The sequence below is a fragment of the Gordonia metallireducens genome (genome assembly GCF_021245825.1).
Classification (GTDB): Bacteria; Actinomycetota; Actinomycetes; order Mycobacteriales; family Mycobacteriaceae; genus Gordonia; species Gordonia namibiensis.
The window spans coordinates 1-15,626 of the sequence record NZ_JAJQJP010000045.1 but is presented as its reverse complement, the minus strand read 5'-3'; the positions used below and the strand labels follow the sequence as shown (position 1 = coordinate 15,626).

Here is a 15,626-nt window from a genome sequence, read left to right as displayed (position 1 = left end):
TCGGCCCGTGGTCCGGGCTCCTCCACGGCGTCGAAGCCGCGGGCGACGACGGTAGGGTGGCAAGCCGTGAATGACTCTTCTCCGTCGGATGTACGGCCGACGGTGTCGGATCCGGACCGCAAGACGCGGCTGCTCGCTGCAGCGGCGATAGCGCTCCGGGAGCTCGACGACGTCCTGGCTCCCCTCGGGGAGCTGTTCGCGTCGGCCGGTCACGAGTTGTACCTGGTCGGCGGCTCGGTCCGCGATGCGGTTCTGGGCCGGCTGGGCAACGACCTGGACTTCACCACGGATGCCCGTCCCGAAGAGGTGTCCCGCCTGCTCAAGGGATGGGCCGACGCCTTCTGGGATGTCGGTATCGAGTTCGGCACGGTCGGCATCCGCAAGGGTGAGCACCAGATCGAGATCACCACCTTCCGTGCCGACAGCTACGACCAGGTCAGCCGGAATCCCGAGGTCACCTTCGGGGAGACCCTCGACGACGACCTGATCCGCCGGGACTTCACGGTCAACGCGATGGCCGTACGTATCGGTGCGAAGGGCGCCGAGGACTTCTGCGATCCGCTCGACGGCATGTCCGCGTTGCTGGCCGGGGTCATCGACACCCCGGCGACACCGGAACAGTCCTTCGGCGACGACCCGCTGCGCATGCTGCGTGCCGTCCGCTTCATCTCCCAGCTCGGATTCCGGCTCGCGCCCCGTGTGTGGCAGGCGATCACCGAGATGAACGGCGAGATCGACCGCATCACTGCCGAACGTGTCCGCGCCGAGCTGGACAAGCTCATCTGCGGGGAGTTCCCCCTGGACGCGATCGACGCGATGGTCGAGACCGGTCTGGCCGAACGGGTGATGCCCGAGATCCCCGGGATGAAGCTCACCATCGACGAGCACCACCAGCACAAGGACGTCTACCAGCACTCATTGACCGTGCTGAAGCAGGCGATCGACCTCGAGGACGGCGATCCGGACCTCGTCCTGCGTTGGGCGGCCCTCCTGCACGACATCGGCAAGCCCGCTACCCGACGCCACGAACCCGGCGGAGGGGTGAGCTTCCACCACCACGAGGTGGTCGGCGCCAAGATGGTCCGCAAGCGGATGCGGGCACTGAAGTACCCGAAAGCCGTGGTGTCCGACGTCGCGGACCTGGTGTTCCTGCATCTGCGGTTCCACGGGTACGGCGACGGCGCCTGGACCGACTCGGCCGTGCGGCGCTACGTCAACGACGCCGGTCCCCTGCTCGACCGGCTCAACAAGCTGGTGCGAGCCGACTGCACGACGCGCAACAAGCGGCGCGCCCGCCGGCTGCAGCAGAACTACGACAACCTCGAACAGCGGATCGCGGCCCTCAAGGAAGCGGAGGATCTGGAGAAGGTCCGGCCCGACCTCGACGGCAACGCGATCATGGAGATGCTCGGCGTGCCACCCGGCCCGATTGTCGGCCAGGCCTGGCGGTACCTGAAGGAACTGCGGCTGGACCGCGGACCGCTCAGCCACGAGGAGGCCGAACAGGCGCTTCGCGAGTGGTGGGCAGCACGCGGCGACAAGTAGGCGCAAAGAGAAGTAGGCGGGGCGAGAAGTCAGGTCCCCGTCAGCTCGGCGTCGGAGGCGCGAAGACCTCGATGGCGTGCGGTACGGCTTCGAAGACCGCGGGCAGTTCACCGACGAGATCACCGTCGACGGACACCAGTGCCAGCGGATCGCAGTAGAGCTCGACCTCGGCGCCGCGCATCGTCTGCACCAGCGGATGGTCGACGTGCGTTCCGGTGAACACCTTCGGGAAGACGCGGGCGAGCGTCGGCCGGGCGAACCGCGGCGGATTCTTCGCGAGCGTGACATCGAGAAGCCCGTCGGACACCGATGCGTTCGGGGTGATCTTCATGCCGCCGCCGTAGGACGTGGTGTTCCCGATCGCGGCGAAGACGAGGTCGGCCTCGGCGGTCTCGTCGTCGACGCGCACCTGGTAGTGCCGCGACCGCAGGGCGATGAGCTCGAACAATGCGGCGATCGTGTAGCGCGACTGTCCCCGCGGCCAGCGCATGTCGATGGCGCGCGCGGTCACCGCGGCGTCGAAGCCGGTGGCGGCGACCGTGCCGAACAGGGCGTGCCGGCCGTCGGGGAAGCTGACGCGGCCCAGGTCGACGGGCCGGCGGTGGCCGTCGAGGATCACCTGGACGGCGTCGGCGGTCTCGAGCGGGATGTGCAGGTTGCGGGCGAAGTCGTTGCCGCTGCCGGCGGGGATGACGGCGAGGGGCTTGCCCGAACCGATGCTGGCCTCGACCGCGAGCCGGATGGTGCCGTCGCCGCCCGCGACGGCCAACACGTCGGTGTCGCCGCGGGCTGCCTTTCCGGCGAGATCGGCGGCATCGGCCATGTCCTCGCCGATGATGATCTCGACCTCGACGTTCTGTGCTTTCAGGAGGTCGGCGGCGTCGTGCGCCACGTGCAGTCCGGCTCCGTGGCGTGCGTACGGACTGGCGACGATGGTGACGTGTCGGATGGTCATCTGGTCGGCCCCCCGCCGATGGTGTGATCCGTTACAGTGTTACACATCATGTCAATCCGTAACGAGGAGATCGGGGATCTCGTTCTGGACGCGGCCAGGGTCTGCCTGCTGCGCAGCGACGGCCGCAAGGTGACCGTCTCCGAGGTCGCCCGACAGGCCGGGGTGAGTCGTCCCACCGTTTATCGACGTTGGCCCGACATCTCCGAGATCATCCGCGACCTGCTCACCCGCGAGGTTCTCACCATCGTCGATAACGTGCTCGGTGAGCGCGGCGAGCCGCAGGACCTCGACGCATTGGCCGATCAGGTGGTGACGGTGGTCGGGGCACTGCGCGACAGCGATCTCATCTCGTTGCTGTGGCGCGAGCAGCGGGACTTCATGGCGCCCTACGTCTTCGAACGACTCGGTACCAGTCAGCAGGGTGTGCTCGCGCTGCTGGCGGACATGCTGGCCCAGGGACAGGGGTGCAAGCAGGTGCGGACCGGTGACGCCAAACGGATGGCGTCGATGGTGCTGCTGATCGCGCAGGGCTTCCTGCAGTCGGGGGCGCTGGTGTCGGACATCCTCGCCGAGGGCTGGAGAGCCGAACTCCACGACGTCATCGTCGGCTACCTGCGGCCGACGCCATGAGGGAGTCCATCTGATGGCCACTCTGTCCGTGCGTACCCGACGTCGTGCTCTCGATTCGATGGCCTCGTGTACCGAGCCCCTCGATCTGCTGGTCGTCGGTGGCGGGATCACCGGCGTCGGAGTTGCCCTCGATGCCGCCACCCGCGGCCTGCGCGTCGCTCTCGTCGAGCAGGGCGACCTGGCCACCGGTACCTCCCGGTGGAGCAGCAAGCTCGTCCACGGTGGCCTCCGGTACCTCGCCAAGGGCGACCTCCGGATCGCCCGGGAGAGCGCCGTCGAACGCCATCACCTGATGACATCCATTGCACCGCACCTGATATCACCCCTCCGGCAGATCCTCCCCGACCGCGGCGAACGGCAGAGCTCGGTGCTGCGCGTCGGGATGCGTGCGGCGGATCTGTTGCGCCGCAACGCCGGAACGCCGAGCGCGTTGTTGCCTCCGCCGTCGCGGTTGTCGGTCATGGAGACCCTGGGCCGCTGCCCGACGCTGTCCCCGGTCGGACTCCGCGGCGGGATCTCGACCACCGACGGGCAGCTGGTCGACGACGCGCGGCTCGTCGTCGCCGTGGCGCGCACCGCCGCCGCCTACGGCGCGTTGATCTGTACCTACACCCGTGCCGACCGGGTCGACGGTCGCGGCGCCACGCTCACCGATGTGTTCACGGGTGAGAGCTTCGACGTCGGCGCGCGGATGGTCGTGAACGCCACCGGTGTCTGGTCCGGCTCGGTCGACGACTCGATCGCCGTCCAGCCCAGCCGCGGAACACACCTCGTCGTCGACGCGGCCACCCTGGGCAACCCGACCGCCGCGTTGACCGTTCCGGTCGGAAAGTCGTTGTCCCGGTTCGTCTTCGCGTTGCCCGCACAGTTGGGTCGGGTCTACATCGGGATCACCGACGTCGCGGCGCCGGGCACGATCCCCGACGTCCCGACCCCCGACGACTCCGAGATCGACTTCCTGCTCGACGCGATCAACCCCGCCCTGACCCGACCCCTCGACCGCTCCGACATCATCGGCGTCTACGCCGGACTGCGGCCGCTCGTCGACGAGCGCGGGACCGCCGGTGCCGAGTCCGACGGCCTCGCCGATGTCTCGCGCCGGCACCACATCCGGGTCCGCGGCGATGGACTGGTGACCGTACTCGGCGGCAAGCTCACGACCTACCGTCGGATGGCGGAGGACGCGGTCGACGCCGCGCTGGCCACCACCGATCTGACCGCGGGTGAATGTGTCACCACCACGACCGCGCTGGTCGGAGCCTTGCGCGACCAACGCGAACAGGGTCTCCCGGCGTCACTGGTGGCGCGCTTCGGCGGCGAGGCGCCGACGGTTGTCGAGACGGCCACGGTGGACCGGCCACTGGATCCGATCGCCCCCGGCATCGACGTCACCCGCGCCGAGATCGAGTTCGCGGTCACCCACGAAGGCGCGGTCGACGTCGACGACGTCCTACATCGGCGGACACGCATCGGCCTGGTCCAGCGGGACGCCGACCTGGCCCGACCGGAGATCGAGAAGATCGTGACGCAGGTGCTCCCCACCGCCGGTTGAGTACCGCCGACGGAACCCCTTACCGCCGGTTGAGTAGGCGCAGAGGTTACCGCCGGTTGAGTAGGCGAGGAGCGCAGCGACGGAGTCCCTTACCGCCGGTTGAGTAGGCGAGGAGCGCAGCGACGAGCCGTATCGAAACCCATTACCGCCGGTTGAGTAGGCGAGGAGCGCAGCGACGAGCCGTATCGAAACCCTCAGTAACCCATGGTGCGCAACGCATCTGCGAGACGGTCGAGGTCTTCGCGCTGCACGTCGAGATGCGGGCTGAGGCGTAGGACCGGGGTCTCGGTGGCCAGGGGTGCGCGCCAGGTGTCGGCCGCGGTGACCAGGAGGCCGAGGGAGAGCAGCTTCTCCCGCGCGGCGGCGACGTCCTCGAACTGCCACCCGGGCGGCGGCGCGAGGGTGACGATCGCCGACGGCTCGTCGAGCGGTTCGACGACCTCCCAGCTCGCGATGCCGTGCAGACGCTCGCGGGTGACCCTGCCGATCGTCGCCAGTTCGCGGAAGACCCGCTGCTGCCCGATGTCGAGCAGCTCGCGAACTGCGATGCCGAGGCCGAGTCGGCCGGCGATGAACGCGTCGGATCCGTCGATCTCGACCGGTCGCAGGGAGTCTCGGCGTACCGCGACGAACCCCACACCGCGCGGGCCGGTCAGCCATTTGCGGCTGGTGCCGTAGACGACGTCGGCGCCGGTCACGGTGGGTACATGTCCGACCGACTGGGCCATGTCGACGACCACCGGTACGCCGACGCGGTGGGCGAGTTCGACGATCCGCGCGACCGGCTGTACCGCACCCGACATCGACCCGATGTGGCAGATGTGGATGAAGTCGGGCTGCTCGAACTGCAGCATGTTCTCGAGTGCATCGGTGTCGACGTGGCCGTAGACGTCGGCGTCGGGCATCGTGCGGACGGCGTAACCGCGACGTTCGAACTCCTCGAGGTTGGGGCCGAACTCGTTCTTCGCCACCCACACCGTCGAGGTGACGGGGAGACTCCAGTTGGTGAGCAGGGCACGCAGGGCCGCGCGGGCGCTCTCGCGGAAGATGATCTCGTCCGGGGTGTGCCCGATCAGGGCGGCCAGATTGCGTGTGTCGCGGGCGATTTCCTCGGCACGGTCGTCGGCGGCCACATAGGAGCCGCGTTCGGTCTCACGCCACAGATGGGCGGTCATCGCACCGATCACGCCGTACGACGACCGTCCGGCGGATGCGGAGTCGAGATGCGCGAGGGCGGGTTTCAGCCGCGCTGCATGCCATTGCTCGCCGAGGTCGCTGACGTACATAGGGCCTCAACCTACCGGGTACGGACGGGCCCGGTCACACGCCGGGGGCGATGTGGCATGGGATCGATGGAACCGCCCGGGGTGGTCCATGCGTCCAAGAACGCATGGACCCGGTGATCGAGTATTTCTTCGGGCCCGGCGACGGTTCGACGACCCGCTGGTCCTCCCCTGCCGACGCCGTTCTCGGCGATTCCGGGCCCGACGCGGTCAGCCTCGACTTCGACGGTGACGGCCGTCGGGACGACGCGATGTGGGACACCGACGCCGATGGCATCGCCGACGTGGCGGCGCTCGACACCGACGACGACGGCGATCCGGATGCCTTCTACCGCGACTCGGGTGCCGGGTTGTGGGATCGGGCCGCCGATCCCGCCGCCACGGGTGGTGAACCCGACGCCCGTTCCCCCGCGCCCGGCGACGGGTCGGGCGAGAGAGCCCTGAACCTCGATCTCGACAGGGACGGGGTCACCGACATCGAGCTGGTGGGCGCGGAGAAGGGAGGTCGGCTCACGGCCGAGCGTCTGTATGTCGACGCCGACGGGGACGGAGTGTCGGACACGGTGCTCGTGGACCTGAACGGGGACGGGGTGGCCGACGCGGCCTACGAGAAGCGCGATCCGCGGTTCACGCGGCGGGGTCGGTGACCGCCTGCTGTCCGGCGGCGGGTTCGCCGGTCACCTCGGCGCGGTTGTACAAGGCGCGGACCGCCACCATGCCGACCAGGTAGATGACCACACCGAGGACGACGAGCACGGTGGCATGACCGCCGACGGGGATGGCCAGCGCCGCCACGGTGACCGCGCCGACGTAGGCCATGTTGAAGACCGCGTCCTGCACGGAGAAGACCTGACCGCGTACCGCGTCGCCGACGTCGACCTGCATTGCGACGTCGCCGCACAGCTTGGCGACCTGACCGATCAGGCCGAGCACAAAGGCCGACCCGCAGATCACCGCGAAGTGGAACCCCAGGACGGTCACCTCGGCGACGGCTCCGACGCCCAGCGCGCACATCAGGGTCACGTACCGCCCGACGCGTCCCACCGCGATCGGGGTGATCACCGCGGCCAGGAGGGCGCCGGCCCCGGTGAAGCCGATGACGAGGCTGACGCGATCGAGCCCGTCGCCCGGTCCCATCTGCCGGGTCAGCACGAGGATCATGAGGGTGTTCATGCCGAACACCAGGCGGTGGGCGCCGATGGCCGACAGTGCGGCCGCCACCGTCTTATGAGACGCCACGGCCCGGGCGCCGTGCCACAGGCCGACCGAGACCGCGTGGAACGCCGACCTGCCCGGATCGTCGGGTTCGTCGGGACCCAGTTGTAACGGCCGGAATCCGTGTGCGAGACCGCCGGATACGACGGCCAGCACGATGCCGGCCAGCATGGTGAGCGCACTGCCCGAGTTGTCGTCGCCGAAGATGGCTCGCAGGCCCAGCGTGATACCGAGGCCGACGCTGAGCATCGCGCCGCCGAGCGTCGTGAACAACGCGTTGATGGCCACGATCACCTCGCGTTTGGCCACGTGCGGGAGCCCGGCGGACAGACCTGCGGCCACGAACCGACTCGCGCCCGTGGCGGCGAGCGCCGAGATCAGCACCACGAGGTCGGGTGCACCGGATGCGACCGCGATCGCGACGAGTCCGATGATGGCGCCGCGCAACAGGTTCGCGTAGAGCAGCACATTGCGTCGGTCCCAGTGATCGAGCAACGCCCCGGCGAACGGGCCGATGAGCGAATAGGGCAGCAGCAGCACCGCGAGACCGCCCGCGACGGCCAGTGGATCCGCGTGGCGTTCGGGGTTGAAGAGGATGCTCCCGACGAGTGCCGCCTGGAAGATCCCGTCCGTGACCTGACTCGAGAGACGGACGAACAGCAACCGTCCCAGACCCGGTGAGTGACGGAGCGAATCGAGGAACACCGACCACCCGCGGCGGTGGCTCACCTCGGTGCTGTTCACCCGTTCAAGCGTACTCACCGACGGGGTGAGCTCCCTCGGCTGTGCCGACCCCGGGACTCGACGGACGTGCGATGATGGCTGAGTGGCCGGCGGTGACGACGCAGACGATCCCACACCGGAATTCCGCCCCGGGGATCCCTCGGCGGGCAGCGGTGACAGTGGCCGCATGCCCGGTGTCCCGTGGGATGCCGATCCCACCCACCGTGTCCGTCCCGGCACCGCGTTGATCGCGTCGACCGATCTCATCGAACCGACCTTCGCGCGCACGGTCATCTACGTCATCGAACACAACGAGGCCGGCAGTCTCGGCGTCATCCTCAACCGCATGAGCCAGACCGCGGTGCACAACCTGCTGCCGCAATGGACCGACATCGCGGCCTCACCCCGCGCGCTCTACGTCGGCGGACCGGTCAAGCAGGATGCCGCCCTGTGCCTCGGCGTGATGAAGCACGGCTTCGACGTCGACGACCATCCCGCCCTCCGACCCGTCGACGGTCGGGTCGTCCTCGTCGACCTCGACGCCGACCCCGAGTCGCTGTCCGAGGTGCTCGAGGGAGTGCGCATCTTCGCCGGGTACAGCGGATGGGGAATCGGTCAGCTCGACGACGAACTCGACCAGGACAGCTGGATGCTCGCCTCGGCCCTCCCCCGCGACCTGCTCGCCCCGCCCGGCGTCGACGTCTGGTTCGACATCCTCCGCCGCCAGCCGTGGCCGATGCCGCTTCTCGCGACGCACCCGATCGATCTCAGCCTCAACTGAGCTGTACCCCTGCTCCCTGAGGTGCGAGGAGCGCACGGCGGTCTCCACCTGCTGCCTGAGGTGCGAGGAGCGCACGGCGGTCCCCATCTGCTGCCTGAGGTGCGAGGAGCGCCAGCGACGAGCCACGAAGCCCCCGCGACAAGATCTCCCAACCCCGCCCGTGGCAATCGAGCACAACCAGCGGTGACCTACCTCACCCTCGATGCTAAGTTGTGATCGCTTGATCAGGTATCGCCGCGACGACGCTCAGCCGTCGGCGGGGCGAATCACACGCGGGGGTGTGTATGGGCGGGTCGTCGAAGAGTGTTCGTCTGCTGGCGGGGGTGATCGCACTCGTCGCAGTGTTGGTCGCGCCGACCGTCGTCGCGGGCGCCGCACCGAGCGGACCGACGGGCGGGGCGGCGGCAGCGCGTTGGGCCGCGAGCCACGACGGACCGCAACCCTATGCCGGCGTGAATGTCAGCTGGGACGTGCCGATCCGGATGAGCGACGGCACCGTGCTGCGGGCGAACGTCTACCGGCCTGCAGACGCCCGCGAACGTCCGACGTCGACCAAGACGCCGGTCATCGTCAACATGACCCCGTACACCAAGCTGGTCAGCTCGATCGGTTCGGCGGTCACCCAGCATCCGGTGCTCGAACCGTTTCTCCTGCAACTCGCCCGGTCGATCAACCTGTCGGGCACCCCGATCGACGGCATCAACGACATCGCCCACACCATCCGTGACGGCGGCGCCAAGACCTTCCTCGTCGACTTCGACCTCGTCCGCAGCGGTTACACGCAGGTCGTCGTCGACGTGCGCGGCACCGGCTTCTCCCAGGGCAAGTGGGATGTCTTCCAGGACCGCGAGCAGCGTGACACCGTCGAGGTCATCGACTGGGCGTCGAAGCAGCGGTGGTCCAACGGCAAGGTCGGCATGTCGGGTGTCTCCTACTCGGCGATCAACCAGATCCAGGCCGCCAACAAGAACCCGAAGGCGCTCAAGGCGATCTTCCCGGTCGAACCCGGTGGCGATCTCATCCGCGACATCGTCGCGCCCGGTGGCGCACTCGGCGTCGGCTTCCTCCCGCTATGGCTGACGCTGGTCAACACCACCAAGATGGTCCCGAACGTGGCGTCGATGCTGAACGGCACCTTCGACTGGAAGTGGCTGGCCGACCGGATCGCCGATCCGCTCACCTTCTACCCGCAGCTTCTCGCCGGCCTCTTCACCCCCGACATCGCGTCGGTGCCGCCGGAGCTCGAGGAGTTGCTGGAGACCGATTCCGGGCCGCGCACGGCCTGGCTCGACCGCGCCGAGAAGATCACCACGCCGACGTTCATCTACGGCGGTTGGTTCGACCTGTTCACCAACTCCGAAGTTCGCATGTACAACAAGATCCCGCTCCCCCCGGGCAAGAAGCAGCTCATCATGGGCGATGGCTACCACCTCACCATCGGTGGCGGTCAGCAGGGACGGGCCGGCACACCGCCGCGGCTCGACGTCCTGCAGAAGGCGTGGTTCGACAAGTGGCTCAAGGGGATCGACAACGGCATCGACTCCTACGGTCCGGTGAATCTCAAGCAGGTCGGCGACTCCTGGATCACCGCGCAACAGTTCCCGCGCGCCGGAATGGAACGCCAGCGCCTCTACCTGAGCGACCGTCGTAGCGGCACTGCCCCGTACGCGGTCCGCGACGGCAGCCTGACCCCCAAGGCGCCACAGTCGCGCGCCCGTATGACCATCGCCCCCGGCCTCGCACCCATGTGTTCCCGCGACGCCGCGCAGCAGATGGCCGGCGCGCTGGCCATCTTCCCGGGCTGCTCCGACGACGCCCGGATCTCCGAACGGGCCGCACTGTCGTTCACCACTCCCCCGCTGACGACGACGCGCAGCGTGTCCGGTTACTCGAATGTCCGGCTGAACACCGTGCTCGACGCCACGGATGGGTACTGGACGGCAACCCTCAACGACGTCGCCCCGGACGGCACGTCGAAGGTCATCACCTCCGGGCAGGTGGTGTCATCGCTGCGCGGGTACGACCGCGCGGCTTCGCAGTTCGCCCCGAACGGCGACGTGATCGACCCGTTCTACAACCTCACCCTGTCGACGCGGCAACGGGTGGCGCCGGGGCGGCCGGTCAGCATCGACATCGGTCTGCTGCCCACCGAGGCGATCGTGAAGCCGGGCCACCGCCTGCGGGTCGACGTGTTCGCGATGAACTTCCCGCGCGGCCTCCCGTTGCGGCCGTTGCTCAACGAGTCCGGTCTGAAGCCGCAACACATCCAGCTCGACCCGAACCGCCCGAGCTTCGTGAACCTGCCGCTGTCGACGCCGATCCCGACCGCCGGTTGAGCCTGTCGAAACCCCGGTCAGCTGGTGGCCTCGACCGCTTCCGCCTCACGTCCGTACCGCGTGGCCAGCCACGAGCAGATGATGAGCTGGATCTGATGGAAGATCATCAGCGGTAGGACGATGAGGCCGACGGTCGAGCCGGCAAAGAGGACGGTCGCCATCGGCAGTCCGGTGGCGAGGCTCTTCTTGGTGCCGCAGAACTGGATGGCGATGGTGTCGGCGCGGTCGAAGCCGAGTTTCTTCGGCACCCAGCCGGTGACCACGAGCATGACCAGCACGAGCAGTAGCGAAATCACCGCCACGGCGATCACCTGTGCGGCGTCGACGGATGACCAGATGCCGTTGACGACGCCCTCGCTGAACGCGACGTAGACCACCAGCACGATGGTGCTGCGGTCGGCGAGCTTGGTGATTTTGGCGTGCCGGGCGAAGAACGGGCCGACCCAGGGTCGAGCGAGCTGACCGATCACGAACGGCACCAGGATCTGCGCCACGATCTTGAGGATCGACGTCGCGTCTATGCTCCCGTCGCCGGTGTTGTGCATCAGTGCGACCACGAGCAGCGGGGTGAGGAACACGCCCAGGATGTTCGACGCGGAGGCGCTGACGATCGCGCCGGCGATGTTGCCCTTCGCGATGGACGTGAACGCGATCGACGACTGCACCGTCGACGGCACGAGGCACAGGAACAACAGTCCGGCGTAGAGGTCGGAACCGATCAGAGGCTCGACGACCGGCTTCAGGGCCAGACCGATGATCGGGAACGCCACGAACGTGAACGCCAGGATCGTCACGTGGAGTCGCCAGTGCTTCAGACCTTCGAGGGCCTCACGCGGGTGGAGCCGCGTCCCGTAGAGGAAGAACAGGGCGCCGATAGCGATGATGACGACCCACTCGAACACGTCCCCGGCAGCACCGCGGACGGGGAGGAAGGCGGCGACGACGACCGCGGCCACGATCGCGAGGATGAATCCGTCGATCGGTGAGCGGTCGAGAAGTTTCTTGAGCGTGCGCATACGTCAGAGCTGCCGGCCGCAGGCCAGGTCAGGCCTGGGCGGTGTCGCTCGAGCAGACGCCGCGCAGCGAGCACGCACCGCAGCTGCTGGTGCCGCAGTCGGCGGCGGGCTCGGAGGTGCCCTGCTCCCCGGCGGGCTCGGCGTGGCTGTGACCCTCGTCGTGACCCGAGCAGCACGAGCAACCCGCGTCCTCGGCCGGCACGGTGGCAGCGGCGCGAACTCCGATGGCGCTCACCAGGCCGATGACGACGAGTGCGGCCACCAGGGCGACGACGCCGAAGAGGATGGACCAGCCGCCGTCGACGGCAAGGGTGGCCACGGCGCCGAGGACGAGGATCACACTCGCCCCGATGGTGCCCGGTGCGGCGACGCGGTTGGCGACGCGGAAGGCCTCGTCGGAGCGCATGGTCTCGTCGGTGCGGACACCGAAGCGGCGATTGCGAGGAAGTGAGCCGCGGAGCCCGCGGACCCCGACCGTGGCCCAGAGCCCGGCCAGCGCGAAGAGCAGCACGGCAACGGCGACGGACAGGGCATTCACGACCCACAGCATACGACCGCGTCCACCGTGCAACCGAATCGAGCATCGTCGGTGAGCTGCACCTCATAGAGGTGTTCTCCGGTCGCGGGTGACGGGCTGACCGGATTTCAGGCTGGTCGGGCCCAGGATTTACCCTGGTCGGGTGACTTCAGTCGACACCACCAGCACCAACGGCTCCGCCGGCGCCACCGCTCATCGCTACACCGCGGAGGTTGCGGGCGAGCTCGAGCAGCGCTGGCAGCAGACCTGGTCCGACGAGCGTGCCTACGAGGCGCCCAACCCCGTCGGACCGCTGGCCGGTGACCTGAGCGCGTTCGGCGGCGGCAGCGCCGACGCACCCGACAAGCTGTTCGTCCAGGACATGTTCCCCTACCCCTCGGGCGCGGGTCTGCACGTCGGCCACCCGCTGGGCTTCATCGCCAGCGACGTCTTCGCGCGCTACCAGCGGATGACCGGCAAGAACGTCCTGCACACGATGGGCTTCGACTCATTCGGTCTGCCGGCCGAACAGTACGCGGTCCAGACCGGTACCCACCCGCGAACGACGACCGAGCAGAACATCGAGCGCTACCTCGGCCAGATCCGGCGCCTCGGACTCGGCCACGACGAGCGTCGTCGCGTCGCCACCACCGACGTCGACTTCTACCGCTGGACGCAGTGGATCTTCCTGCAGATCTACAACGCCTGGTTTGACGCCGATCAGGGTAAGGCCCGACGCATCTCCGAGCTGGTCGACGAGTTCGCCGCCGGCACCCGCGAACTGACCGGTGAGCACGCCGGGAAGTCCTGGTCGGATCTGACTGCGGCCGAGCGCACCTCGGTGATCGACGACCACCGCCTCGTCTACCTGAGTGACTCGCTGGTCAACTGGTGCCCCGGTCTGGGCACCGTGCTGGCCAACGAGGAGGTCACCGCCGACGGTCGCAGCGACCGCGGCAACTTCCCGGTCTTCCGGAAGCACCTGCGGCAGTGGATGATGCGGATCACCGCATACTCCGACCGCCTGCTCGACGACCTGGACCTGCTGGACTGGCCGGAGAAGGTCAAGACCATGCAGCGCAACTGGATCGGCCGCTCGCGCGGTGCCCAGGTCCGGTTCAGCGCGCCCGGCGTCGGCGACATCGAGGTCTTCACCACCCGCCCCGACACCCTGTTCGGCGCCACCTACATGGTGCTGGCCCCCGAGCACCCGCTCGTCGACTCGCTCATCGCCGATGCCTGGCCGGAAGGCACCGACGACCGGTGGACAGGTGGCGCAAGCGATCCCGCAGCTGCCATCGCCGGCTACCGCGCGTCGATCGCGGCGAAGTCGGATCTCGAACGCCAGGAGAACAAGGAGAAGACCGGCGTCTTCACCGGCTCCTTCGCGGTCAATCCGGTGAACGGACAACAGGTTCCGGTCTTCATCGCCGACTACGTCCTCATGGGTTACGGCACCGGCGCCATCATGGCGGTCCCGGCGCACGACGCCCGCGACCACGAGTTCGCCACCGTGTTCGGCCTGCCGATCATCGAGGTCATCGGTTCCGACACCGACGTGCAGGCCGAGGCCTACGTCGGCGACGGCCCGCTGGTCAACTCCGACTTCCTGAACGGCAAGAACGTCGAGGACGCCAAAGCGGCGATCGTCGAACGCCTCGAGGCCGACGGCGTCGGCACCGGCAAGATCCAGTACAAGCTGCGCGACTGGCTGTTCGCGCGTCAGCGGTACTGGGGCGAGCCGTTCCCCATCGTCTACGACGCCGACGGCCAGCCGCACGCGCTGCCGGAATCGATGCTGCCGGTGGAACTCCCGGAGGTCGAGGACTACGCGCCGGTCTCGTTCGACCCCGACGACGCCGACAGCGAGCCGTCGCCGCCGTTGGCCAAGGCCTCGGACTGGATGACCGTCGAACTCGACCTCGGTGACGGTCCGAAGACCTACACCCGCGACGCGAACGTGATGCCGCAGTGGGCGGGTAGCTCGTGGTACCAGCTGCGCTACATCGACCCCACCAATCAGGACACCCTGTGCGACAAGGACAACGAGGCCTACTGGATGGGTCCGCGTCCGGAACTGCACGGCCCGAAAGACCCGGGTGGCCTCGATCTGTACATCGGCGGTGTCGAGCACGCAGTGCTGCACCTGCTGTACTCGCGGTTCTGGCACAAGGTCCTGTTCGACCTCGGCTACGTCACCAGCAGTGAGCCGTACCGAAAGCTGTTCAACCAGGGCATGATCCAGGCGTACGCCTACACCGACTCGCGCGGCATCTACGTGCCGGCCGAGGAGGTCACCGAGGAGAACGGCAAGTTCTTCTACAACGGTGAAGAGGTCAACCAGGAATACGGCAAGATGGGCAAGTCGCTGAAGAACTCGGTGACCCCCGACGACATCTGCCGCGACTACGGTGCCGACACCCTGCGCGTCTACGAGATGTTCATGGGCCCGCTCGACCAGTCCCGCCCCTGGGCGACCAAGGACGTCGTCGGCTCGCAGCGCTTCCTGCAGCGCATCTGGCGTCTCGTCGTCGACGAGGAGTCCGGTGCATCGCGTGTCGCCGACGCCGAGTCCGACGACGACACGAAGCGCCTGTTGCACAAGACGATCGCCGGTGTCCGCGAGGACTACGAGGCCCTGCGCAACAACACCGCCGTCGCCAAGCTGACCGTGCTCACCAACCACCTCACCAAGAACTTCGAGAAGACCGGCGCCCCACGGGAAGCCGTCGAGGCCCTGGTGATCATGCTCGCGCCGTTGGCGCCGCACATCGCCGAGGAGCTGTGGCACCGCCTGGGCCACGACACCCTCGTCGTCCGTGCGCCGTTCCCGGTGGCCGACGAGGCCTGGCTGGTCGAGGACACCATCGAGATCCCGGTTCAGGTCAAGGGCAAGGTCCGCAGCCGCATCACCGTCGCCGCCGACGCCGATGAGGACACCCTGCGCACCACCGCCCTCGCCGACGAGAAGATCGCCGCGCTCCTCGACGGTGCCGAACCGCGCAAGGTGATCGTGGTGCCCGGCCGCATGGTGAACATCGTTCCCTGATCTCACAGTTGCGGGGGGGTGATC

Annotated in this window: 12 protein-coding genes; 7 read left to right on the top strand and 5 right to left on the bottom strand. The window is 68.2% G+C overall.

Going from position 1 to position 15,626, the window contains the following annotated elements; genetic code table 11:
• The first annotated feature begins 102 nt into the window (after positions 1 to 102).
• A complete protein-coding gene (locus LQD00_RS17450) occupies positions 103 to 1,545 on the top strand; it encodes a CCA tRNA nucleotidyltransferase (protein ID WP_308196003.1) in 1,443 nt (480 codons plus the stop codon).
• Positions 1,546 to 1,585: 40 nt separating this feature from the next.
• Here LQD00_RS17450 and LQD00_RS17445 read toward each other — a convergent pair whose 3' ends face one another.
• Complete coding sequence (locus LQD00_RS17445) at positions 1,586 to 2,500, bottom strand: diacylglycerol/lipid kinase family protein (protein WP_232718388.1); 915 nt, start codon at positions 2,498 to 2,500, stop codon at positions 1,586 to 1,588.
• Positions 2,501 to 2,548: 48 nt separating this feature from the next.
• Between LQD00_RS17445 and LQD00_RS17440 the strand changes: the two genes are divergently transcribed.
• Both LQD00_RS17440 and LQD00_RS17435 read left to right on the top strand, forming a co-directional pair.
• Positions 2,549 to 3,130 (top strand): TetR/AcrR family transcriptional regulator, encoded by a 582-nt coding sequence (locus LQD00_RS17440; protein ID WP_232718387.1) that lies wholly within the window; start codon positions 2,549 to 2,551, stop codon positions 3,128 to 3,130.
• A 13-nt stretch (positions 3,131 to 3,143) separates the two neighbouring features.
• The gene (locus tag LQD00_RS17435; protein WP_232718386.1) at positions 3,144 to 4,682 is read left to right on the top strand and encodes a glycerol-3-phosphate dehydrogenase/oxidase; all 1,539 of its coding nucleotides are present in this window, start codon (positions 3,144 to 3,146) and stop codon (positions 4,680 to 4,682) included.
• A 194-nt stretch (positions 4,683 to 4,876) separates the two neighbouring features.
• On the opposite strand, the gene LQD00_RS17430 is transcribed toward LQD00_RS17435, so the two are convergent.
• Positions 4,877 to 5,968 carry an aminotransferase class V-fold PLP-dependent enzyme gene (locus LQD00_RS17430; RefSeq protein WP_232718385.1) on the bottom strand — a complete coding sequence of 364 codons (1,092 nt, stop codon included), beginning with the start codon at positions 5,966 to 5,968 and terminating at the stop codon, positions 4,877 to 4,879.
• 104 nt (positions 5,969 to 6,072) lie between these two features.
• Between LQD00_RS17430 and LQD00_RS17425 the strand changes: the two genes are divergently transcribed.
• Positions 6,073 to 6,612: a hypothetical protein gene (locus LQD00_RS17425; protein ID WP_232718384.1), complete on the top strand. Its 540-nt coding sequence runs from the start codon at positions 6,073 to 6,075 to the stop codon at positions 6,610 to 6,612.
• On the opposite strand, the gene LQD00_RS17420 is transcribed toward LQD00_RS17425, so the two are convergent.
• Positions 6,593 to 7,924 (bottom strand): MFS transporter, encoded by a 1,332-nt coding sequence (locus LQD00_RS17420; protein WP_232718383.1) that lies wholly within the window; start codon positions 7,922 to 7,924, stop codon positions 6,593 to 6,595. The genes LQD00_RS17425 and LQD00_RS17420 overlap by 20 nt on opposite strands.
• 166 nt (positions 7,925 to 8,090) lie before the next feature.
• Between LQD00_RS17420 and LQD00_RS17415 the strand changes: the two genes are divergently transcribed.
• A complete protein-coding gene (locus LQD00_RS17415) occupies positions 8,091 to 8,684 on the top strand; it encodes a YqgE/AlgH family protein (RefSeq protein WP_083876457.1) in 594 nt (197 codons plus the stop codon).
• Positions 8,685 to 8,968: 284 nt separating this feature from the next.
• Positions 8,969 to 11,020, top strand: a complete 2,052-nt coding sequence (locus LQD00_RS17410) for a CocE/NonD family hydrolase (RefSeq protein ID WP_232718382.1) — start codon at positions 8,969 to 8,971, stop codon at positions 11,018 to 11,020.
• Between the two features lie 17 nt (positions 11,021 to 11,037).
• Here LQD00_RS17410 and LQD00_RS17405 read toward each other — a convergent pair whose 3' ends face one another.
• Both LQD00_RS17405 and LQD00_RS17400 read right to left on the bottom strand, forming a co-directional pair.
• Entirely contained in the window at positions 11,038 to 12,036 is a 999-nt protein-coding gene (locus LQD00_RS17405; RefSeq protein WP_232718381.1) for a bile acid:sodium symporter family protein, read from the bottom strand.
• Between the two features lie 28 nt (positions 12,037 to 12,064).
• Positions 12,065 to 12,586 (bottom strand): SdpI family protein, encoded by a 522-nt coding sequence (locus LQD00_RS17400; RefSeq protein WP_232718380.1) that lies wholly within the window; start codon positions 12,584 to 12,586, stop codon positions 12,065 to 12,067.
• A gap of 130 nt (positions 12,587 to 12,716) precedes the next feature.
• Between LQD00_RS17400 and leuS the strand changes: the two genes are divergently transcribed.
• Positions 12,717 to 15,602, top strand: a complete 2,886-nt coding sequence (leuS, locus tag LQD00_RS17395; RefSeq protein ID WP_232718379.1) for a leucine--tRNA ligase — start codon at positions 12,717 to 12,719, stop codon at positions 15,600 to 15,602.
• Positions 15,603 to 15,626: the final 24 nt, after the last annotated feature.